21 protein-coding genes, 2 tRNA genes and 1 pseudogene are annotated in these 21,165 nt (G+C 62.6%); 14 read left to right on the forward strand and 10 right to left on the reverse strand.

Going from position 1 to position 21,165, the window contains the following annotated elements; translation table 11 throughout:
• Nucleotides 1–3: 3 nt before the first annotated feature.
• The gene (gene ligA, locus DC31_RS08465; protein WP_036278984.1) at nucleotides 4–2,322 is read left to right on the forward strand and encodes an NAD-dependent DNA ligase LigA; all 2,319 of its coding nucleotides are present in this window, start codon (nucleotides 4–6) and stop codon (nucleotides 2,320–2,322) included.
• 56 nt (nucleotides 2,323–2,378) lie between these two features.
• Here ligA and DC31_RS08470 read toward each other — a convergent pair whose 3' ends face one another.
• Nucleotides 2,379–4,211 carry a DEAD/DEAH box helicase gene (locus DC31_RS08470; RefSeq protein ID WP_036278986.1) on the reverse strand — a complete coding sequence of 611 codons (1,833 nt, stop codon included), beginning with the start codon at nucleotides 4,209–4,211 and terminating at the stop codon, nucleotides 2,379–2,381.
• A gap of 49 nt (nucleotides 4,212–4,260) precedes the next feature.
• Nucleotides 4,261–5,961 (reverse strand): long-chain-fatty-acid--CoA ligase, encoded by a 1,701-nt coding sequence (locus DC31_RS08475; RefSeq protein ID WP_036278988.1) that lies wholly within the window; start codon nucleotides 5,959–5,961, stop codon nucleotides 4,261–4,263.
• Nucleotides 5,962–6,027: 66 nt separating this feature from the next.
• Here DC31_RS08475 and gatC point away from each other — a divergent pair, with 66 nt between their 5' ends.
• From gatC to DC31_RS08505, 6 genes are all read left to right on the forward strand, one after another.
• Nucleotides 6,028–6,327: an Asp-tRNA(Asn)/Glu-tRNA(Gln) amidotransferase subunit GatC gene (gene gatC / locus DC31_RS08480; RefSeq protein WP_036278991.1), complete on the forward strand. Its 300-nt coding sequence runs from the start codon at nucleotides 6,028–6,030 to the stop codon at nucleotides 6,325–6,327.
• A complete protein-coding gene (gene gatA, locus DC31_RS08485) occupies nucleotides 6,324–7,841 on the forward strand; it encodes an Asp-tRNA(Asn)/Glu-tRNA(Gln) amidotransferase subunit GatA (protein ID WP_036278993.1) in 1,518 nt (505 codons plus the stop codon). Before gatC ends, gatA begins: the two co-directional genes overlap by 4 nt.
• Entirely contained in the window at nucleotides 7,841–9,355 is a 1,515-nt protein-coding gene (gene gatB / locus DC31_RS08490) for an Asp-tRNA(Asn)/Glu-tRNA(Gln) amidotransferase subunit GatB (protein WP_036278995.1), read from the forward strand. The genes gatA and gatB overlap by 1 nt, the downstream gene beginning before the upstream one ends.
• A gap of 75 nt (nucleotides 9,356–9,430) precedes the next feature.
• Nucleotides 9,431–10,687, forward strand: a complete 1,257-nt coding sequence (dinB, locus tag DC31_RS08495) for a DNA polymerase IV (protein ID WP_036278997.1) — start codon at nucleotides 9,431–9,433, stop codon at nucleotides 10,685–10,687.
• Between the two features lie 37 nt (nucleotides 10,688–10,724).
• Nucleotides 10,725–11,045 carry a hypothetical protein gene (locus DC31_RS08500; RefSeq protein ID WP_036278999.1) on the forward strand — a complete coding sequence of 107 codons (321 nt, stop codon included), beginning with the start codon at nucleotides 10,725–10,727 and terminating at the stop codon, nucleotides 11,043–11,045.
• Nucleotides 11,029–11,610 carry an aminobenzoate synthetase gene (locus DC31_RS08505; RefSeq protein ID WP_036279001.1) on the forward strand — a complete coding sequence of 194 codons (582 nt, stop codon included), beginning with the start codon at nucleotides 11,029–11,031 and terminating at the stop codon, nucleotides 11,608–11,610. The genes DC31_RS08500 and DC31_RS08505 overlap by 17 nt, the downstream gene beginning before the upstream one ends.
• 31 nt (nucleotides 11,611–11,641) lie before the next feature.
• Here the strand turns inward: DC31_RS08505 and DC31_RS08510 are convergent, their stop codons facing one another.
• The 4 genes from DC31_RS08510 to DC31_RS08525 are packed head-to-tail and all read right to left on the reverse strand — an operon-like array spanning nucleotide 11,642 to nucleotide 13,458.
• Nucleotides 11,642–12,163 carry a DUF2017 family protein gene (locus tag DC31_RS08510; protein WP_036279003.1) on the reverse strand — a complete coding sequence of 174 codons (522 nt, stop codon included), beginning with the start codon at nucleotides 12,161–12,163 and terminating at the stop codon, nucleotides 11,642–11,644.
• A complete protein-coding gene (gene clpS / locus DC31_RS08515; protein ID WP_036279005.1) occupies nucleotides 12,160–12,462 on the reverse strand; it encodes an ATP-dependent Clp protease adapter ClpS in 303 nt (100 codons plus the stop codon). Before clpS ends, DC31_RS08510 begins: the two co-directional genes overlap by 4 nt.
• Entirely contained in the window at nucleotides 12,453–12,800 is a 348-nt protein-coding gene (locus DC31_RS08520; RefSeq protein WP_036279007.1) for a metallopeptidase family protein, read from the reverse strand. The genes clpS and DC31_RS08520 overlap by 10 nt, the downstream gene beginning before the upstream one ends.
• A 28-nt stretch (nucleotides 12,801–12,828) precedes the next feature.
• Nucleotides 12,829–13,458, reverse strand: coding sequence for a LysE family translocator (locus DC31_RS08525; RefSeq protein ID WP_036279009.1), 630 nt, complete (start codon nucleotides 13,456–13,458; stop codon nucleotides 12,829–12,831).
• 203 nt (nucleotides 13,459–13,661) lie between these two features.
• Between DC31_RS08525 and DC31_RS08530 the strand changes: the two genes are divergently transcribed.
• From DC31_RS08530 to DC31_RS08540, 3 genes are read left to right on the forward strand one after another with little or no spacing between them, the layout of a single operon-like run.
• The gene (locus tag DC31_RS08530; RefSeq protein ID WP_036279012.1) at nucleotides 13,662–14,693 is read left to right on the forward strand and encodes a methionine ABC transporter ATP-binding protein; all 1,032 of its coding nucleotides are present in this window, start codon (nucleotides 13,662–13,664) and stop codon (nucleotides 14,691–14,693) included.
• Entirely contained in the window at nucleotides 14,690–15,439 is a 750-nt protein-coding gene (locus DC31_RS08535) for a methionine ABC transporter permease (RefSeq protein WP_036279013.1), read from the forward strand. Before DC31_RS08530 ends, DC31_RS08535 begins: the two co-directional genes overlap by 4 nt.
• Nucleotides 15,436–16,344 carry a MetQ/NlpA family ABC transporter substrate-binding protein gene (locus DC31_RS08540; protein WP_036279015.1) on the forward strand — a complete coding sequence of 303 codons (909 nt, stop codon included), beginning with the start codon at nucleotides 15,436–15,438 and terminating at the stop codon, nucleotides 16,342–16,344. Before DC31_RS08535 ends, DC31_RS08540 begins: the two co-directional genes overlap by 4 nt.
• 126 nt (nucleotides 16,345–16,470) lie before the next feature.
• On the opposite strand, the gene DC31_RS08545 is transcribed toward DC31_RS08540, so the two are convergent.
• The 4 genes from DC31_RS08545 to DC31_RS08560 form a co-directional block, all read right to left on the reverse strand.
• Nucleotides 16,471–16,546: transfer RNA gene (locus tag DC31_RS08545), tRNA-His, on the reverse strand.
• A 36-nt stretch (nucleotides 16,547–16,582) separates the two neighbouring features.
• Nucleotides 16,583–17,209 (reverse strand): oligoribonuclease, encoded by a 627-nt coding sequence (gene orn / locus DC31_RS08550; RefSeq protein WP_036279017.1) that lies wholly within the window; start codon nucleotides 17,207–17,209, stop codon nucleotides 16,583–16,585.
• A gap of 37 nt (nucleotides 17,210–17,246) precedes the next feature.
• Nucleotides 17,247–17,318, reverse strand: a tRNA-Arg gene (locus tag DC31_RS08555).
• A gap of 63 nt (nucleotides 17,319–17,381) precedes the next feature.
• Nucleotides 17,382–17,651, reverse strand: coding sequence for a hypothetical protein (locus tag DC31_RS08560; protein ID WP_036279019.1), 270 nt, complete (start codon nucleotides 17,649–17,651; stop codon nucleotides 17,382–17,384).
• A gap of 182 nt (nucleotides 17,652–17,833) precedes the next feature.
• On the opposite strand from DC31_RS08560, the gene DC31_RS08565 reads away from it, so the two are divergent.
• From DC31_RS08565 to DC31_RS17605, 4 genes and pseudogenes are all read left to right on the forward strand, one after another.
• Entirely contained in the window at nucleotides 17,834–18,361 is a 528-nt protein-coding gene (locus tag DC31_RS08565; RefSeq protein ID WP_036279020.1) for a single-stranded DNA-binding protein, read from the forward strand.
• A gap of 81 nt (nucleotides 18,362–18,442) precedes the next feature.
• Nucleotides 18,443–18,946 carry a DUF6993 domain-containing protein gene (locus DC31_RS17600; protein ID WP_081813785.1) on the forward strand — a complete coding sequence of 168 codons (504 nt, stop codon included), beginning with the start codon at nucleotides 18,443–18,445 and terminating at the stop codon, nucleotides 18,944–18,946.
• A 58-nt stretch (nucleotides 18,947–19,004) separates the two neighbouring features.
• The gene (gene ettA / locus DC31_RS08575) at nucleotides 19,005–20,684 is read left to right on the forward strand and encodes an energy-dependent translational throttle protein EttA (protein ID WP_036279021.1); all 1,680 of its coding nucleotides are present in this window, start codon (nucleotides 19,005–19,007) and stop codon (nucleotides 20,682–20,684) included.
• Nucleotides 20,677–21,152 (forward strand): annotated as a pseudogene (locus DC31_RS17605) (acyl-CoA thioesterase). Before ettA ends, DC31_RS17605 begins: the two are co-directional and overlap by 8 nt.
• The last annotated feature ends 13 nt before the right edge of the window (nucleotides 21,153–21,165 follow it).

The raw sequence follows: 21,165 nt of genomic DNA on the forward strand, positions 1-21,165 counted from the left end.
CAGGTGCCTGAGAACATCTCGCTAGACGACGCCCGCACCGAGGCCGAAGAGCTGACCACGCGCATCCTCGATGCGAAGGATGCCTATTACGGGCGCGACACCTCTGTCGTTGACGACGCCACCTACGACGGGTGGATGCACCGACTTGAAGAGCTTGAGCGTCTTCACCCCGAGCTTCAAGGCCAAGACTCACCCACGCAGATGGTGGGTGCGGCAGAGGCCACCGGGCTCGACACGATCGAACACGCAGAGCGGATGCTGAGCCTCGACAACGTGTTCTCACTCGATGAGCTGCGTGAGTGGACGGCAAAGGCGCAGGCTGCAGCCGGCCGTGAGGTCGCCTGGCTCACCGAGCTGAAGATCGATGGCCTCGCGATCAACCTTCGCTACGAGAACGGCCTGCTGACTTCCGCCGCAACCCGTGGGGACGGGCGCGTCGGCGAGATCGTCACAGAGAACGCGCTGCGACTGGCAGATATCCCCGAGCGCCTCTCTGGTGAGGGGCATCCGTCGATCGTCGAGGTGCGTGGCGAAGTCTTCATCCCCGTCGCCGCATTCGAGCGGTTGAACGCTGCCCAGGCAGAGTTCCGTGACCGCGCGTACAACGACGCTCTGGCGCGGTGGGACGCCCGTGGTGGTGCGAAGAAGCCGTTTGATGAAGAGAAGGCACGCGCAGCCGCTGCACGCCGATTCCCGTCGTTTGCTAACCCGCGCAACGCGGCAAGCGGGGGTCTGCGACAGCAACTCGATAAGAAAGACGGGCTCGAGCTCGAAGCAGGCCTCCTGCGGGTAAATTCGCTGTCGCTGTACGTTCACGGCGTCGGTGCGTGGCAGAACCCTCCTGTCGCGGCGCAGAGCGAGGTCTACGACCTTCTCGCGCAGTGGGGACTGCCCACGAGTCCGCACTCGAAGGTATGTCATGGCATCGACGAGGTTGCCGCGTTCGTCGAGTATTTCGGTGAGCATCGTCACGATATCGAGCATGAGCTCGACGGGATTGTCGTCAAGGTTGACGAACTGGCGCTGCACGACGAGCTGGGGATCACGAGTCGTGCGCCGCGGTGGGCGATCGCGTACAAGTACGCTCCAGAAGAAGTGCAGACGAAGCTCATCGACATCGTCGTCTCGGTGGGGCGTACGGGGCGGGCGACGCCATTTGCCGTGATGGAGCCTGCACACGTTGCGGGTTCTGTCGTACGACAAGCGACGCTGCACAATAAAGATGTCGTGAAAGCTAAGGGCGTGCTCATCGGCGACACCGTGGTGCTGCGCAAAGCCGGAGACGTGATTCCCGAAGTACTGGGCCCGGTAGTGGAGAAGCGCGATGGCAGTGAGCGGGAGTTCGTCATGCCGGTCAACTGCCCCGAGTGTGGCACCCCGCTTCGTCCGATGAAGGAGGGCGATATTGACCTCCGCTGCCCGAATGCACGCTCCTGCCCGGCGCAGGTGCGCGGACGAGTCGAGCACATCGGCTCTCGAGGGGCCCTCGACATCGAGGCGCTCGGCGAAGTGACCGCCGCGGCGCTGACCCAGGCTGAGGCGCCCGCAGTTGCACCGCTCGATACCGAGGCTGGGCTGTTCAATCTCGCCCTGGAAGATCTGGTGCCAATCTCGGTCGTCGTGCGGGATGCTGAAACTGGGCTGCCCAAACAAGATGATGACGGGATTGTCAAGACTCGCTCGCCGTTCCGCCGCAACGCTACTGCTGCCGAGAAGAAGTCAGGGGCTGAAGGTCCTCTGCCGTCGTCGCAGGCCCACACGCTGCTCGCCGAACTCGAGAAGGCGAAGACCAAAGAACTCTGGCGCCTGCTGGTGTCGCTGAACATCCGGCACGTCGGACCGGTGGCAGCGCGAGCCCTGGCACAGTGGTTCGGCTCGCTCGACGCGATCCATTCAGCCTCACGTGAAGAGCTCGCCGCAGTCGAGGGCGTCGGCGTCATCATCGCCGACTCGCTGCTTGACTGGTTCACGGTCGACTGGCACGTCGACATCGTCGAGCGATGGGCGGCGGCGGGTGTGCAATGGGCGACGCCCGGTCATCCTGGGCCCGGTGCAGCCGTCGCCGAAGGGGGAGTGCTCGACGGACTTACGGTCGTTGCCACCGGCTCGCTCGACGGGTACACGCGTGACGGCGCGCAGGAGGCGATCATCAGCGCCGGCGGTAAAGCGGCTTCCAGCGTGTCGAAGAAGACCGACTTTGTTGCTGCCGGTCCGGGAGCGGGCTCCAAACTCGCGAAGGCAGAAGACCTCGGCATCCGCATCCTCGACGCAGCACAGTTCCACATCCTGGTGACGGAAGGTCCCGCCGCGCTGGACGTATGACGAAAAAACGGGCCCACGTGAGAAATGATGTCTCACGTGAGCCCGCCTGAAACTACTTAGTCCTTGTGGCGAGGCTTGCGGAACGGCTTGTCGCCGTCCGTGTGGGCCGGGCGATCCCGGCGCTCGTAGCCGCCGCCGTGCGATCCGTCGCGCGAACCGCTGTCGCGACGCCCGGGAGAGCCACGGTCGGCCTTGATCTCGATCAGGCGACCCGAGATGCGGGTGTCCTTGAGCTTCTCAAGCACGCGCGAGTCAAGGTTGACAGGCAGCTCGACGATGGTGAAGTCCGGCTTGATGTTGATCGCACCGAAATCGTCGCGGCCGAGGCCACCCTCGTTGGCAAGGGCTCCGACGATCTGACGCGGTTCGACGCGGTGACGACGACCGACCTCAATGCGGTACGCGGCGTAGTCGCCACGCCCACGACGCTCGCGCGGCTCGCGAGCCGGACGATCGCTGCGGTCGCGATCGTTACGGTCATTGCGAGGACGTGAGTCGCGCTCGACGGCAACAGTCAGCGGGTCGTTCGCGGGATCGAGCAGCAGGGGCGTCGCACCCTGCGCCACGACGGCGAGAGCAGCAGCGACATCCGACTCGGGCACATCGTTGTTGCGCACATAGTGCGCGACGATGTCGCGGAATGCTTCGATGCGTGCGGTCTCCGCGAGCGCCGCGGTGATGGCATCGTCGAAACGTGCGAGGCGGGTGGTGTTGACATCGTCTGTGCTCGGCAGCGTCATCTGAGTGGGCGCCTGACGCGTTGCCTTCTCGATGCTCTTGAGCAGGTAGCGCTCGCGCGGCGTGATGAAGCTGATCGCGTCACCCTTGCGGCCAGCGCGCCCGGTGCGCCCAATGCGGTGCGTGTACGACTCGGTGTCGGTCGGGATGTCGTAGTTCACGACGTGGCTGATGCGCTCGACATCGAGGCCACGCGCCGCAACATCGGTGGCGACCAGGATGTCGAGCTTGCCGTCCTTGAGCTGGTTCACGCTGCGCTCACGCTGTACCTGTGCAACGTCGCCGTTGATGGCAGCCGCAGAGTATCCGCGGGCCCGCAGTTTCTCGGCCAGTGTCTCGGTCTCGTTCTTCGTACGGACGAAGACGATCATGCCGTCAAAGTTCTCGACCTCGAGGATGCGCGTGAGGGCGTCGACCTTCTGCTGATACGAGACGACGAGGTAGCGCTGCGTGATGTTCGTGCTTGACGCGGTCTTCGACTTGACCGTGATCTCTTCGGCGTCGCGCAGGTATTTCTGCGCGAGTCGTCGGATCTGTGGGGGCATCGTCGCGGAAAACAGTGCGACCTGCTTCTCGGCAGGCGTCTGAGCAAGAATCTGCTCGACATCCTCGGCGAAGCCCATCTTCAGCATCTCGTCGGCCTCATCGAGCACGAGGTACTTCAATGCGGAGAGATCGAGGGTGCCTTTGGCGAGGTGGTCCATGATGCGGCCGGGGGTTCCGACCACAACGTGCACGCCACGGCGCAATGCAGAAAGCTGCACACCGTAGCCCTGGCCTCCGTAGACGGGGAGGACGTGGACGCCCTTCATCTTCGCGGCGTATGACTCGAAGGCCTCGCAGACCTGGAGCGCGAGTTCACGGGTCGGGGCCAGCACCAGCGCCTGAGGTGTCTTCTGCGAGACATCGAGGCGCTCTAACACTGGCAGAGCGAAGGCAGCGGTCTTGCCGGTCCCCGTCTGGGCCATGCCGACGACGTCGCGGCCGCCGAGTAGCGTCGGGATCGTTGCCGCCTGGATAGGCGAGGGGGTCTCATAGCCGAGGCCGCGGATTGCAGCAAGGACAGGGCCGGTAATGCCGAGTTCCTCGAATCCAGGGGTCGTCGGGGATTCGTCGGTGGGCTCGTTAAGCTGTGCGTCTTCAAGGGTCACTAACTAAGGGTAGCGCCCCGACGTGCGCCTTGCCTGTGAAGACGCGCTTTCAGACGCCGCTTGTCAGCTTGATAATGTTCGCTTTGACTTCGCGACGCAGAACTTTGCCGATCATTGACTTCGGTAAGTCGTCGACGGCGAAGAGACGACGCGGCACTTTGTAGGGCGTGAGGATGCCGCGCGCGAATGCGCGGATCGACTCTTCATCGAGCTCTGCGCCAGCCTCGAGGACCACTGCGGCCACAACCTCTTCGCCGGAATGTCTGCTGGGGAGACCGATCACAGCAGCATCTGCGATCGAAGGATGTTGGCGCAGTACGCTCTCCACCTCCGACGGCGAGACGTTGAATCCGCCGGTGATGATGAGTTCCTTGAGTCGGTCGACAATGCGCACGAATCCCGCGTCGTCGATCGTGACGATGTCGCCGGTGCGGTACCAACCGTCGACGAATGCTTCCTCGGTCGCTTCCGGCTTGCCGTAGTAGCCAGAGAACACCTGTGGCCCGCGGACCACGAGTTCCCCTGGGGTGCCCGGCGCGACATCCTGGGTCGGATTGTCCGGGTCGATGACGCGGCACTCGGTCCCGGGCAGGGGCAGGCCTACTGCGCCGGGCACCCGATTGTCCGCCACCGGGTTCGCCATCAGCACAGGGGAGCATTCGCTCAATCCATAGCCTTCGACGAGGTATCCGCCGGTGGCTTCTTCGAACGGTACGACCAGATCGTGCGGCAGGGCCATCGCGCCGGAGATCGCGTACTGGATCCCTTGGAGCGAGACACCTTTGGCCTTGGCTGCGGTGAGCAGTCGCTCGGCGATCGGCGGCACGAGAGGCAGGAAAGTAGCTGGATGTTTTTTGACGACGTCGAGCACCATATCCGGGTCGAATTTTGGAAACAGCACCAGCCGCGCACCCATTGACATCGCAACGGTCAGACAAAGGGTGAGTCCGTAGGAATGGAACATAGGCAGAACCGCGTAGAGGACGCAGCCGGGCCCGTGTGGGATGGCCGGGACCCAGGCCCGTATCTGTGCCGCATTCGAGAGCAAGTTGCGGTGGGTGAGTGCAGCGCCCTTCGGCGTTCCGGTCGTACCTGAGGTGTACTGAATGATGGCGAGATCGTCGGTCCCAGGCCGCGGATGCGAGGCGGGCAGTGCAGCAGAGCCCGCAACGTTCTCCCACGCGATGACATCACGAACAGTCTCGGTGAGGGCGGCGCGCGAGGCGCGGGCCTTCGCGATCGGCAACCGGAGTGCGAGGCGAGTGATGAGCGGCATCGCCCTCGTGATGTCAACCGAGATCAGTGAGCTCACAGCGAGGTCGGCACGGAATTCCTGCACCGTCGCCACGACCTTGCTCCACACGATGGCGTGTTTTGCGCCGTGATCCTCGAACTGTTTGCGCAGCTCGCGCGCGGTGTAGAGCGGGTTGTGTTCGACGACAACGGCGCCGAGGCGCAGCACCGCGTAAAACGCGATGATGTGCTGCGGGCAGTTCGGCAGAACGATCGCCACGGTGTCCCCGGCGCTAACGCCGAGGTCGCGGAGTCCTGTGGCTGCGCGGTCGATAGCTGCCTGCAATTCGACGTACGTGGTTTCACGACCGAAGAACTGCAGGGCGACGGCATCCGGGTAATCGCGCGCGGAGCTTGCGACGATATCGATGAGTGAGCCCTCAACGGGCGACAGATCTTCCGCCACGCCTTCGGCATAGCTTTCGACCCAGGGACGAGGGGGAACGAACGTCGTCATGCAACTCAGCCTAAGGCGATCCACGCACGCGCCGGTGAAGTGGACGCGGCGAACTAGACTGGAGGAGTGTCTGAAATCACCCCTGATCTCGTGCGCCACCTCGGTGTGCTCGCACGCATCCAGCTGAACGAGGACGAGGTGTCGCGGCTCACCGGCCAGCTTGACGCCATCGTCGACAACATCGCGAAGGTGTCGGAGGTGGCAACGCCTGACGTGGTCGCCACGAGCCACCCGATCCCGCTCGCGAACGTCTTCCGGCCCGATGTCGTCGGCGAGACTTTGACGCACGAGCAGGTGCTGCAAAACGCACCGGATGCCGCGGACGGCCGTTTCCGCGTAACCGCAATCCTGGGGGAAGAGCAGTGAGCGACATCATCCGCTGGACCGCCGCCGAACTCGCCGACAAGTTGGGTTCTGGCGAGGTCTCGAGTCGTGAGGCCACCCAGGCGCACCTCGATCGCATTGCCGCTGTCGATGGCGACGTGCACGCTTTCCTGCATGTGAATGCCGGCGCTCTGGCCGCGGCCGATGCCGTCGACGCGCAGCGCGCTGCGGGGGAGAAGCTCGGACCACTCGCCGGAGTCCCGCTGGCCATCAAAGACGTTCTGGTCACCACTGACCAGCCCACCACGAGCGGTTCGAAGATCCTCGAAGGGTACATGTCGCCCTACGACGCGACGGTCGTCGCGCGTTCGCGTGCTGCCGGCCTCATTCCGCTGGGTAAGACCAATATGGACGAGTTCGCGATGGGTTCCTCCACGGAGCACTCCGCGTACGGTCCGACGCGCAACCCGTGGGACCTTGACCGCATTCCGGGTGGATCGGGGGGTGGCTCTGCCGCTGCTGTGGCAGCATTCGAAGCCCCTCTTGCACTGGGCTCTGACACGGGTGGCTCGATCCGTCAGCCTGCGCACGTTACCGGCACCGTTGGTGTGAAGCCGACATATGGCGGTGTGAGCCGCTACGGCGCGATCGCACTCGCATCGAGCCTCGACCAGGTCGGGCCCGTCACTCGCACGGTGCTTGATTCGGGTCTGCTGCACGACATCATCGGCGGCCACGACGCCAACGACTCCACCTCACTCACCGACAAGTGGCCTTCGTTCGCGGATGCTGCGCGCGAGGGCGCTCGCGGAGATGTGCTGAAGGGTTTTCGCGTCGGCGTCATCAAGGAGCTTCCCGACTCTGGGTTCCAGCCCGGTGTGGCCGCATCCTTCCGCGCTGCGCTTGACCTGCTCGAGGCGAATGGCGCTGAGATCGTCGAGATCTCCACACCGCACTTCGAGTACGGCGTTGCGGCGTACTACCTGATTCTTCCTGCCGAGGCATCCAGCAACCTGGCGAAATTTGACTCGGTGCGCTTTGGCATGCGGGTCACGCCCGAAGGTGCTGCGACCGTCGAGGACGTCATGTCCGCGACACGCGAGGCCGGGTTCGGCGATGAGGTCAAGCGGCGAATCATCCTGGGCACTTACGCGCTGTCTGCGGGCTACTACGACGCGTACTACGGCAGCGCACAGAAGGTGCGTACGCTCATCCAGCAGGACTTCGACGCAGCTTTCGAGCAAGTTGACGTCATCGCGACGCCGACCGCCCCCACCACGGCATTCAAGCTCGGTGAGAAGATTGATGACCCGCTGCAGATGTACCTCAATGATTTCACGACGATCCCGGCGAACCTCGCCGGTGTTCCAGGAATCTCGATCCCGTCTGGACTCGCTGAAGAGGATGGGTTGCCCGTTGGCATCCAGTTCCTCGCGCCCGCACGCGAAGACGCACGTCTGTACCGGGTGGGTGCGGCGCTTGAGACCGCACTTGTCGACTCGTGGGGAGCCCCGCTGCTCACCCGCGCACCCCAGCTCGTAGGAGGGAACCGCTGATGGCCGCGCCAAAGCTGATGGATTTCGACAAGGCGCTTGAGCTCTACGAGCCGGTACTCGGCTTCGAGGTGCACGTCGAGTTGAACACCAACACGAAGATGTTCTCCGACGCGCCGAACCCCGCCAACGAGAAGTATCACGCAGCGACGCCGAACACGCTGATCGCGCCGGTAGATCTCGGTCTGCCCGGATCGCTACCGGTCGTGAACGAGACGGCGATCCGCTCGTCGATCAGCCTCGGGCTTGCTCTCGGTTGCTCGATCGCGGAGTCGAGCCGGTTCGCTCGGAAGAACTACTTCTACCCTGACCTGGGCAAGAACTACCAGATCTCGCAGTTCGATGAGCCGATCGCGTATGAGGGTTCGGTTGAGGTTGAGCTCGAGGATGGCACGCTCGTCACGATCCCGATCGAGCGCGCGCACATGGAAGAGGATGCAGGGAAGCTGACCCACATGGGCGGCGCAACCGGTCGCATCCAGGGTGCCGAGTACTCGCTCGTCGACTACAACCGCGCCGGCGTTCCGCTGGTCGAGATCGTGACCAAGGTCATCATCGGTGCAGAGCACCGCGCCCCCGAGTACGCCAAGGCGTACATCGCTGCCATCCGCGACATCGTGCGCGGCCTAGGTATCTCTGAGGCTCGGCTGGAACGCGGAAACCTGCGCTGTGACGCGAACGTCTCGCTGCGCCCGCGCGGTCAGGAGAAGCTGGGAACCCGCACCGAGACAAAGAACGTCAACTCCATGCGCTCTGTCGAGCGGGCCGTCCGGTACGAGATCCAGCGCCAGGCGCAGATTCTCGCCGACGGTGGTTCGATCACGCAGGAGACTCGGCACTGGCACGAGGACACCGGCACAACGTCACCTGGTCGCCCGAAGTCGGATGCCGATGACTACCGTTACTTCCCCGAGCCTGATCTGCTGCCGGTCCGTCCGACGGCTGAGCTGATTGAAGAGCTGCGCGCGGCCCTTCCAGAGCAGCCGGTGGCGCGCAGGCGGCGGCTGAAGGCTGAGTGGAACTTCACCGACCTTGAGTTCCAGGACGTCCGTAATGGCGCTCTGATTGACGAGGTCGAGGCGACGATCGCTGCCGGTGCGACGCCGGCCTCCGCACGCAAGTGGTGGACGGGGGAGGTCTCGCGTCTTGCGAACAACCAAAACAAGGATGCCGCAGGGCTCATCAGCCCCGCGAACGTCGCTGCCCTGCAGAAGCTCGTGGACGAGGGAACCCTCACCGACAAGCTCGCGCGGCAGGTTCTCGAAGGCGTTATCGCAGGCGAGGGCACGCCACAGGAAGTTGTCGCAGCCCGAGGACTCGCGGTCGTTTCTGACGACGGCGCACTCATCGCCGCGATCGATGAGGCGTTGGCCTCTCAGCCTGACGTGCTGGCCAAGATCAAGGACGGCAAGGTTCAGGCCGCCGGAGCCATCATCGGCGCGGTCATGAAGGCGATGATGGGCCAGGCTGACGCGGCTCGCGTGCGCGAACTGATTCTGGAACGCGCAGCGCAGTAGTTGCTGAGCGGCTGGCATCCGCTTCCTGAGCCTGTCTAAGGGGCGGATGTCAGACCTCACAGCGAGAATGGAACCATGGGTCGCGGGGATGGTCGAGAGCGGGTGGTCTCTCCGGACGGAGCGGACGACGCTGGCACGCGCATTCTGCACGTCGATATGGACGCGTTCTACGCGGCTGTTGAGGTCCTCGATGATCCTTCATTGCGCGGACTCCCGCTGATCATTGGCGCACCGGATGGCCGGTCAGTGGTCTCTAGCGCCTCGTACGAAGCGCGCCGCTATGGTGTGCGCGCGGCGATGCCGGTGGGGCAGGCGATGCGACTGTGCCCGACTGCCAAGATCGTTGCGCCGCACTTCGACCGCTATCAAGCGGTTTCGCGTCAGGTGATGATGGTCTTCGAATCGATCACGCCTCTGGTCGAGCCGCTATCTGTCGATGAAGCGTTCCTCGATGTGCAGGGCGTGCGGCGGCTGTGGGGGAGTCCTGCTCAGATTGCACGGCTCGTGCGGGAGAGAGTCCTTGCCGAGGTCGGCATCACCTGCAGCGTGGGTGTGGCGGCGACCAAACACGTTGCGAAGATGGCGTCAACGATTTCGAAACCCGACGGGATGCTGGTGGTCGCAGCAGCAGACACCCTCGATTTTCTTGCGCCGCGATCAGTGCGCGCGCTGTGGGGAGTGGGTCCCAAGGCCGCTGAGTCGCTGGAGGCACGCGGCATCCGAACCATCGGCGATATTCGCTCCACTCCTCAAGAGATGCTTGATCGGGCGGTTGGCGCGGCACTCGGTGGCCGTCTGAGTGAGCTTTCTCGTGGTTTGGATTCGAGGGCTATTGAGACTGCGCGGGTGGAGAAGAGCATCGGTCATGAGGAGACCTTCGAGACGGATGTGATGGATCGAGAGTTTTTGCGCGCTGAGCTGCTGCGTCTCGCCGATCGCGTCGCGGCGAGGCTGCGTCGCGCCGAGTGGGAGTGTGCGACGGTTGCGATCAAGATTCGCTTCGATGATTTCACTACGCTCAGCCGCTCGCAGACGCTGAGCGAACCGACCTCGGTCGGTCAGCGCATCGGCGAGGCGGCGCAGACGCTGTACGAGTCGATTGATCGCCGTGATCCCGTGCGCCTGGTCGGCGTGCGGGCAGAGAAGCTGCGCCCCGCGGGTGGCTCGGCATTCGCACTGTGGGACGATGACGAGCACTGGCGCAAGGTCGAAGGCGCCCTTGACGATGCTCGAGCTCGATTCGGCAATGCCACCATCAGTCGCGCCCGCCACGTCGGACGCGGTGACGGGCGCGGTGCGGCACAGCATCCGAAAGCGCACGGACTCGATTAGGCTCCCGCGCCCCGCGATCCTCGACTAGCGTGGAGATATGCCGAACATCGCACTGGACCTCGGAAAGCAATTCACCTCATTCGGCGTGAAGAGCGCCTACGGAGAACCGCAAGATGTCGACGGGGTGAGTATCACTCCTGTCGCCTTGACCTGGGCCGGATTCGGCGGTGGCGCTGATCAGGACGAGAACGGTGGCGGTGGCGGCGGTGGCATGTCCATTCCGCTCGGTGTATACGTTCGCCGTGAAGAGGGCCTTCGCTTCGAACCGAACATCATCTCGCTGCTCGCCGTCGCAATTCCTTTCGTGTGGGTTGCAGGTCGCGCCCTCGCGCGCATTATTCGTGCCCTCAAAAAGTAGCGACCCGGTCGCGCAGGCACTGAGGGGTGCCACCGCGCGGATCATCGACGCGGTGGTCGAAGTCTCGGTGGGTAATCCGGTCGTTTTGATCGATGGCCGCGCAGGAGCGGGAAAGTCCACTCTTGCGCGTCTTGTCGCCGCAAACTGGCCGTTTACCGGCACCCCTCAGCTCATCGCCCTCGACTCGCTGTACCCGGGATGGGACGGTCTGGATGCAGGCGCCGAGCGAGCGCTGCACGATATTCTTCGTCCCCATGCCAGGGGTCTGCTCAGCACCTGGCGTCGCTGGGACTGGGAACACGAGGTAGAGGCCGAAGCTCACGCCGTCGCGCCCGCCCTCGGCGTCATTCTCGAGGGGTGTGGAGCGCTGAACCCGGCGACAGCGCGCATTGCCGATGTGCGGGTGTGGGTCGAGTCGCCGGAAGCGTCTCGCAAGCGCAGAGCGCTCGAGCGCGACGGCGATGACTTCCGTCCGCACTGGGATCGCTGGGCAGCGCAGGAAGCGCGACACATCGAGCGGGACGATCCCCGTGCGCACGCCACGCTGCAGGTCACGATTCCTTAGCTCGTCGCGTCAGGCCCGTCAGGGGCGGTCGTCAGGCGCGGTCGTCAGGCGCGGTCCCATCGTAAGCATCGGCGATCGCGATGAGACCGTCCAGGCGGAAGCCCAGCCAGTCGTAGATACCGAAGCGCGGGTCTTCCGGGTCATGGTCGTCATCGTCGGTGGTGATGTCGAGGTGCGTGGCAATCACAAGTCGCAGTGCGGTCAGGGTGCGTAGCCACGCATCAACGTCGGCTACGGCAATGGTGACATCGCGTGGTTCCAGCACTTCGTCGCCGACGAGATCCTCTCCGGCAGTGTGGAGGAAAGGCATCAAACCTTGACGCACGACGGCGGCATCCGCGGTACGACGATCGAGCAGATCCCCGCGAGTCGCGGCCGAGAACTCGGCCGAAGCTTCGGCATCGTCGGGATATGCAGTAGGCGTCAAACGTTCGATACCCCGGTCGGGTGTCTCTGCGGAATCGTTGAGCATTGACATGAACTCGTCAACGAGACCCGCGAGATGCATGCCCTCCACGACTGCCAGTGAGAGGTTGATCGTGCGCTGACTCATTGCGGGGCCTTTCGAACCGTGGCCCAGAGCCCGTAGTCGTGCATCGCTTGTGCGTGCATTTCCATCGTCTCGCGCGGACCTGTTGCGACGATCGCATGTCCCTCGTGGTGCACCGAGAGCATGAGCTGGTTAGCGCGGTCTGCGGAATATCCGAAGTAGGTGCGAAAGACTCGGGCAACGTACGTCATCAGGTTCACCGGATCGTTCCAAACGACGACCTCCCACGGCTCGAGTGGAGCGGCGTGAAGGTCAACGAGTTCATCGATATCAGGTGTTGCGAAGGGAGTGCTCATGCCCATCCCAGTTCGTGCAGTTGCGCGTCATCGATGCCGTAGAAGTGCGCGATCTCGTGGACGAGTGTGGTGTGCACTTCGTCACGAAGCTCGTCCTCGGTGTCGCACTCGGCAAGATGCGGTTCGCGGAACACGACGATGCGGTCGGGCAACTCGCCCATGCCGTAATTTCCGCGCTCGGTGAGAGCAAGCCCATCGTAGAGTCCGAGCAGACCGAGGGATCCATCTTCAGGGCGATCCTCGACGACGAAGACGACGTTGTCCAGCCCGTCGACCATGTCGTCGGGTAGTCGATCCAGCTCGTCAGTGACAAGCTGCTCGAAAGCAGCAGCATCCATTTCCATCACCATCAAGCCTATTGCCCGTCCAGCGTCAGTGGACCAGCAACAGGAGCACTGCTACCGCGAGGAAGAGCACGCCGAAGACGATGTTGAGCGTCCGCTGCCCTCGGGCGGTTCGGGTCACGCGCTGGAACGGCTTCGCTGCGACGGCGAAGAACCCCCACATCACGAGGACGTCGACGACTACGACCGTCGCGATGAGAATCAGATACTGCGGAAGGGCAGGCTGATCAACTTTGATGAACTGGGGGATGAAAGCCAAGAAGAAAACGATGGCCTTGGGATTCAGCAGGTTCACCCAGAATCCGCGCCGCACCATCGACCAGCGTCCTTCGGCCAGCCGTTGCCCCATCTCCTCGTCGGTTACCGCGGCTACGGGGCGAGCAAAGATGAGCCGCAGGCCCAAGTACGCCAGGTAGGCAGAGCCGGCGTACCGGATGATGTCGAAGAGCAGGGGAGAGCTCGCAACGATCAGGCCGACACCCGCGGCAACAATGATCACATGCACGATCAGAGCGAGCTGCTGGCCGATCACGCCCCAGATCGAGCGTCGCCAGCCTTCTGCAAGCGAGTTCGACATCGTGTTGATCGCGCCAGCGCCGGGAGTGAAGCTGATGACGACGGATGCCGTAAGCAGCGAGAGCCAGACCGTCAGAGCCACGTGTTGATTCTACGGTGCGGTGGGAACGATGAATGCCCGCGTCGTGGGGTGGGCTCGCGTGACTTTTCACGTAACGCCGTGACACGAAGCGTCACGGATTTTGGCGGGGCGGCTCGGTGGCATCAGCATTCGAGAAGCGGCTGACACAAGCACAGCACTGTGGCTCCCTCATATTCCTACCCCGACCCGATTGCGCCTGGCAAATGATCAAAATCAAGAATCTCGTCAAGGAGTATACGAATGGCTCCGGCGTCACCCGCGTCCTTGACGGCGTGGATCTGACGATCCACCCGGGTGAGGTGCTCGCGGTCGTCGGCCCGAGTGGTGCCGGAAAAAGCACACTCGCACATTGCGTGAACCTGCTTGAACGACCAACATCAGGGAGCGTTGAGGTCAACAGCAACGACCTTACGCGCCTCAAGAGCCGAGAACTCCGGGTCGCACGTCGTTCGATTGGAACAATCTTTCAGAGTGCTGGTCTGCAAACACGCCGAACGGTCGCGGAGAATGTCGGACTGCCCTTGCGCTATCTCGGAGCAACGGATCGCGCGCATCGGCGTCGAGTCGCTGAGCTCCTCGATCGAGTCGGTCTGAGCGAGCGTGCTGACTTCTACCCGCATCAACTTTCCGGCGGGCAGCAGCAACGCGTCGGAATCGCACGTGCCCTCACCCTTCGACCCTCAGTGCTGCTGGCGGACGAGGCAACGTCTGGACTCGATCCCGAGACCACACGATCAATCACAACGCTCCTTCGCGAGCTCCGTGACGAGCTGGACCTTGCGATCCTCTTCATCACTCACGAGATGGACACGGTGGTCAATGTGGCTGACACCGTTGCTCGACTCGACCATGGCCGCATCGTCGAACATGGTCAGATTGGCGATCTTCTCGTCGATTCGCAGTCCGCCGTTGGCGCTGCCCTGATCGCAGTTGACTCGCGCGCGGCACGGTCATTCGCAGACGCCGCGAACGACGTGTGGCACATCGCATATGGCGCAGAAAATGTGCGATCAGATTGGCTCGCAGTCCTCAGCGCAGAGGTGGACCCGCAGATTGGACTCCTGCAAGCGGATGTCCGCATCGTGAATGGCTATGTCGTTGGCTACGCCCTCGTCCGTGCTGCGAACCATCGGCGCGAAGCATTCCGAGACAGCGTCCGTCGGCTTGGATTGAACGGCACTTTGCTCGAGGGCACGGATCTCCGCCAGCGCGAGCTTGAGGTGGTCGGGCAATGATCCGCGCTGCGCACGGTACCCCGTTCAGCGACATTCCAGCGCTGATTCTTCCCGCCCTCGGCCAGACGCTGCTCATGGTCGGAATTGTCATGGTCGTTGTGCTGCTTCTTGGCGGCCCTCTCGGCGTTCTCCTGTTCAATCTGGGGGAGGGGGGCTTGTTTCCAAACAGAACTTCGCACTCCGTTCTGAGTTGGACTACCAGCATCGGTCGGTCAATACCGTTTCTGGTGCTGATGGCCGCGATCATTCCCTTCACCCGCTTCATCGTCGGGACGAACATTGGGATCGCTGCAGCAGTGGTACCGATGTCGATCGCGGGAACCGCATTCTTCGCACGCATCGTAGAGAATGCGATTCGAGCAGTGCCTTCCTCGCTCGTGAAGGTTGCACGAGCGTCCGGAGCATCCAACCTCCAAATCATCACCTCAGTCCAGATCCATGAGGCCGTACCGATCCTCTTGGGCGGCCTAACGATCAACTCGATCGCGATGGTCGACTACTCGGCCATCGCCGGCACCATCGGCGCTGGCGGACTCGGATACGTTGCCGTCACTTACGGCTACCAGCGATTCGACCAGCCGGTGATGATCGCCACGATCGTCGTGCTTGTCGTGCTTGTCGGCGCGATTCAAGTCTTCGGTGATATTGCCGTCAAACGAACGACACCGCAGCTCCGCCGACGCAGCACTACGTCCGCAACCAAACGACCCATCAGCAACGAGAATCGCATCAAGGAGAACGCATGACGAACACAGCAACTGTTCGCAGCCAGCCAGAGCCAATCGACGAAATTGAACTGAAGAAGCGCAAGAAGTGGCCGTGGATAGTCGGGGGAGTCGTCGCCGTCACCGCGGTTGCCGCCGCGATCATCGTTCCTCAGCTCGGCGACACGCGCTCCGCGAACGAGATTGCAGGCGCGACGCTGTACGTGGCAACGGTCGAGGGCCAGCCAAGTGAGACAGCGCTGGTGAAGTTCGTGGCTGAGGAAGTGGCCCCGAAGTACGGCATCAAGGTGGAGTTTCGTGGACTCGCTGACAGCACCACGATCAACCGTGCAGTGAGCGAAGGAGAGATCGCCGCGACGGTCTACCAGCACAAACTGTGGCTCGGTCAAGTGCTGGAAGCGAACCCCGATTTCCTGGAAGAGGCCGCGACGCCTGTGTTCCGTTGGGGCTTCGGCCTCTGGTCCGATAAGTGGGCCACGCCGGATGACATTCCTGAGGGGGGCACGATTTCGCTTTACTCAGACCCTGCGAACGAAGCACAGGGACTTTACGTGCTGCAGGCGGCAGGCCTTATTGAGCTTGACCCATCCGTCCCTGTCTACGAGGTGACGGTGAAGGACATCGTGAGCAACCCGAAGAACCTGTCGTTCACGTTGCTTGACTTCGCTGCACAGTCCCGCGCGCTGCCTGATCTCGATGGCGCAGTTGGATACACCGAGTACTACCTATCCGCAGACATCCCTCTAGAACAGCTGATCTTCGCTCCTGCACCCCCCGATGAGTTCGTCGGGCAGCTCACCATCGGTAGCCGGTGGAAAGATACCGAGAATATTCAGAATCTCATCAAGGCTTTCCAGGACCCGGCCGTTCAAGATTGGCTGGCGACAAACCCCGAGTCGGCGAACCGTTTGCTTCCGCTCGACTGAAGCACGCACGGTGAAGGGCTCGGCGCGTGGCGCCGGGCCCTTCAGCTTTCCCTGAGCAAAGAAAGGTGGTGACGTTCACGCCGATCAAGAGTGGAACTCTTGTCGTGGGTGTGAACGTCACCACAGTGGGGTGGCTAACGGGGCTTGAACCCGCGACCCCCGCGACCACAACGCGGTGCTCTACCAACTGAGCTATAGCCACCATGCGCCTGCGTGAGCAGGCAACTAGACGAGTGTATTACACGTCTGGGGTGAACGACGAAACGACCCGATCGGATAGCGTGCGTGCCTGGTCGCTGGTGGGTCCTGGCTCGTCTACGAACACCGCTTCGCGGTAGTACCGGAGCTCGCGGATCGACTCGAGAATGTCGGCGAGGGCACGGTGACCGCCGTTTTTCGCCGGTGCTTGGAAGAAGACGCGCGGGTACCAGCGTCGTGAGAGTTCTTTGATGCTGGAGACGTCGACGTTGCGGTAATGCAGCCACTGATCGATTTGCGGCATGTACTTCGCGAGAAACATGCGGTCAGTGCCGATCGTGTTGCCGGCAAGCGGCGCCTTGCGCTCGAGGGGCACGAACCGCTTGATGTACTCGAGGGTCTGTGTCTCTGCATCCACCAGCGATACGCCGTTGGGGATCTCTTCGATCAGGCCGGATGTCTCGTGCATCTTCGTGACGAAATCGTTCATGTGTGCCAACGCAGAGTCGTTCGGTTTGATCACGACTTGGAAGCCAGGGTCGAGCACTCGTAGCTCGAAGTCTGTGATGACGACAGCGATCTCGACGAGCTCATCGTGCTCAAGATCGAGACCCGTCATCTCGCAGTCGATCCAGACGAGCCGGTCGTTCTCTGATGCAGATGCCATGTATTCATCCTAATGAGGGCGTCGACATCGTGACTTGTCCCCCAGGCACGATTCGAACGTGCGACCGGCGACTTAGAAGATCGATGCTCTTCCACTGAGCTACTGGGGGTCGGCTAACAGGATACCGACACTTCAGCGTGTGTGACATCACTCACCCAGTGAGTACCTTGATTCACCCATTGCGCAGCGACTGCACCGCGTCGTCGGCACGCCAGAATTCACCGACGACGCGGAAAGCACCGGTCGTGAGATGCAGGCGCTCGGCACGGTAGCGCAGGCCGAGCGGGTCGGCCACAGTGCGTAGATGGCCGAGGATGCGCCCGGCCGTGTCTTGCACACGCCAGAGATGATCGGAGGCGCGGACGAGATGCTCGCGCTTGGACGCAAGCTGTGGTGTCGCGTAAAGCACCTCAGGCAGGTGCTGGATCTGAGTATTGAACATCGGGATCTCCTTCCAACTCGAACATATGGCCGACCACAGACATTTCGAGGGGGAGCTTTCCTCCACTGATCAGGTGCTCTGGTGAATTGTCCACCGAACATGTTCTTCGGACTGCGAACCGAGGCCCAGCGGGCGCATCCTGTTGTGACCCGGGCATGTCCCGGATCACAGAGGAGAAAGCCATGAACGACACCGTCACGATTTTGGGGCGCGTTGGCGCCGATCCGAATCGGAGCGAAACAACCTCGGGAGTGCCCGTGGTCAACTTTCGGGTCGCCAGTCCGCAGCGTCGATACGACTCGAAGACGCAATCATGGATCGAAACCGGCACTAATTGGTACAATATTTCCGCGTTTCGTCAGCTCGCCGACCATGCAAAGGCTTCGCTGCGTCAGGGCGACGGTGTGATTATCACGGGGCGGCTGAAGGTACGTGAGTGGGAGACCGCCGGGCGTAAGGGGGTCAGCGTCGACGTTGAAGCGGAAGCGATCGGGCACGATCTGCGCTGGGGTGCGAGCGCCTTCATGAAAGCCAATCGGCTCGCGCCGTCACAGCAGGCGGCGCACGATCCCGACGGCGTCGACACTCCGCCAGCGGCGGATGCAGACACGCCGCAGGCCGACCACGAACTCGAGTCCAACGACGAAGCGGAAGAAGGCGAGGAGTCATCTATGGCGCTCAGCGGCTCAGGATGGGGAAGTACCGATTGAAGTCGCGCCCCGGTGAGCCGAAGCCTCTGTGAGGTGCAGCGCGGAGCGTGGGGAGCAACGGCGGGCCCGTAGAATCAGTGCGTGCCCCGCCGACTCCCCATCGCTCGCCAGCGTCTCGCTGCCGCGGCAGTGACCACTCTCATCGGTCTTACGCTGGTGGCCTGTACGCCGGAGCCTGCTCCATCTCCTGAGCCATCGGTGACCGCGTCGCTCGCGCCCACTACGTCGCCGACCCCGACCCCTGAGGGGCCGACGTTCCACCCGGATGGCACCGCCGAAGACAATCTGCCGATCTTCACATTGGTCACGCAACAGGTCTGGGATTCCGGCCAGACTGGTTCAGGTCGCGCATACATCGACGCGCTGATCGCGGCTGGCTTCAACCGCGACGACATGCAGGTCACACAAGATGCAACAACCGTGGGCAACCCGGCCGAGAGCATCCAGTTCTCGGTCCGCTGGGGAGCAGACTCCTGCCTTGTCGGACAGTTTGGGCCGTCGACTGGTGGAGCCGTGACCGCGATCATGGATCAACTCGCCGAAGGACGCTGCTTGGTTGGCAATACGCGTCCGATCGACTGGTGACCCAGAGCCGGTAGGCTGGAGTGTCGTTCTTCGACGCCTACATAAGGAGCGGTTTTCGGTGGCTGAGTACATCTACTCGATGGTTCGTGCACGTAAGGCAGTGGGCGAGAAGCTCATCCTCGACGACGTAACGATGTCGTTCCTGCCCGGAGCGAAGATCGGCATGGTCGGCCCGAACGGTGCCGGTAAGTCGACGATTCTTAAAATCATGGCAGGACTCGACATCCCGTCGAATGGTGAAGCGAAGCTGAGCCCCGGGTACACCGTTGGCATCCTCATGCAGGAGCCTGTGCTCGACGAATCGAAGACGGTGCTCGAGAACATCGAAGAGGGCGTTGCGATCAAGCCGAAGCTCGATCGTTTCAACGAGATTTCTGCCCTGATGGCAGACCCTGATGCTGATTTCGACACTCTGCTTGCCGAGATGGGCGTACTGCAGGAAGAGATTGACGCGGCAGAGGGCTGGGACCTCGACTCGCAGCTCGAGCAGGCCATGGATGCGCTGCGCACACCTCCAGGAGACGCTGAGATCGCTCCTCTCTCCGGTGGCGAGAAGCGTCGCGTGGCCCTCGCGAAGCTGCTTTTGCAGAAGCCAGATCTCCTGCTCCTCGATGAGCCCACTAACCACCTCGATGCTGAGAGCGTGCTTTGGCTTGAGCAGCACTTGAAGGCATACAAGGGCGCAGTCATCGCGATTACCCACGATCGGTACTTCCTCGACAACGTCGCAGAGTGGATCGCTGAAGTCGACCGCGGACGCCTCATCGGCTACGAGGGCAACTACTCCACCTACTTGGAGAAGAAATCTGAGCGCCTGAACATCCAGGGCAAGAAGGATCAGAAGCTCGCAAAGCGTTTGAAAGACGAACTCGAATGGGTGCGTAGTAGCGCCAAGGGCCGCCAGACCAAGTCGAAGGCCCGCCTGGCTCGTTATGAAGAGATGGCAACGGAGGCCGAGCGCACCCGGAAACTCGACTTCGAAGAGATCCAGATCCCCGCGGGTCCTCGTCTCGGAAGCGTCGTGATCGAGGCGAAGAAGCTCAACAAGGGTTTCGGCGACCGTGTCCTGATCGACAACCTCAGCTTCAGCCTGCCCCCGAACGGCATCGTCGGCATCATCGGCGCCAACGGTGTGGGAAAGACCACGCTGTTCAAGACCATCGTCGGCCTTGAGTCGCTCGATGGCGGTGACCTGAAAATCGGCGAGACCGTCAAGATCAGCTACGTCGACCAGTCCCGTTCGAACATCGACCCGAACAAGAACCTCTGGGAGGTCGTGTCCGACGGGCTCGACTTCATCACCGTGGGTAAGACCGAGATCCCCTCGCGTGCGTACGTCTCGAAGTTCGGCTTCAAGGGTCCCGATCAGCAGAAGAAGGCCGGTGTGCTCTCCGGTGGTGAGCGCAACCGTCTGAACCTCGCCCTGACGCTGAAAGAGGGCGGCAACCTGCTGCTCCTTGACGAACCGACTAACGACCTCGATATCGAAACTCTGAGCTCGCTCGAGAACGCGCTTCTTGAGTTCCCCGGCTGCGCCGTGGTCATCACTCACGATCGTTGGTTCCTCGACCGCATCGCCACGCACATTCTGGCCTATGAGGGCACCGACGAGAAGCCCGCACAGTGGCACTGGTTCGAGGGGAACTTTGAGTCGTACGAGAAGAACAAGATCGAGCGTCTCGGCGCGGACGCCGCGAACCCTCACCGCTCGACGCACCGCAAGCTGACGCGTGACTGAGGCACGAATCCACGTCCCCATCCACTTGCGGTGGGGCGATCTCGACGCGTTCAACCACGTCAACAACACCTCGATGCTCAAGCTTCTCGAAGAGGCACGGGTTCGTGCATTCTGGAAGCCAGAACCGGGAGAGACAGCGCCGCCGACGGCAGTGCTGAGCTCGAGCATCGAATCGGGAACGCTGACACTGATCGCGCGGCAAGAGATCGAGTACCTCGCGCCGGTGCCATATCAGCGGCGCCCGCTCGAGGTACAAATGTGGTTCGGTAAACTCGGCGGCTCCAGCATCGAGGTCTGCTACGAGGTTTTCAACGCTCCCGAAAGCGAGACGCGGGTCCTCTACGCGCGTTCGACGGGCGTGATCGTGCTCGTGGATGCAGAGTCCGGGCGCCGACGCGGATCATCCCCGAGATGCGTGACGCATGGATGCCATACGTGGGCGAGCCAATCACTTACGCGCACCGCTGAGTGCGAGGCTTGG

Origin of the sequence: Microbacterium sp. CH12i, assembly GCF_000685355.1 — a bacterium.
Lineage (GTDB): Bacteria > Actinomycetota > Actinomycetes > Actinomycetales > Microbacteriaceae > Microbacterium.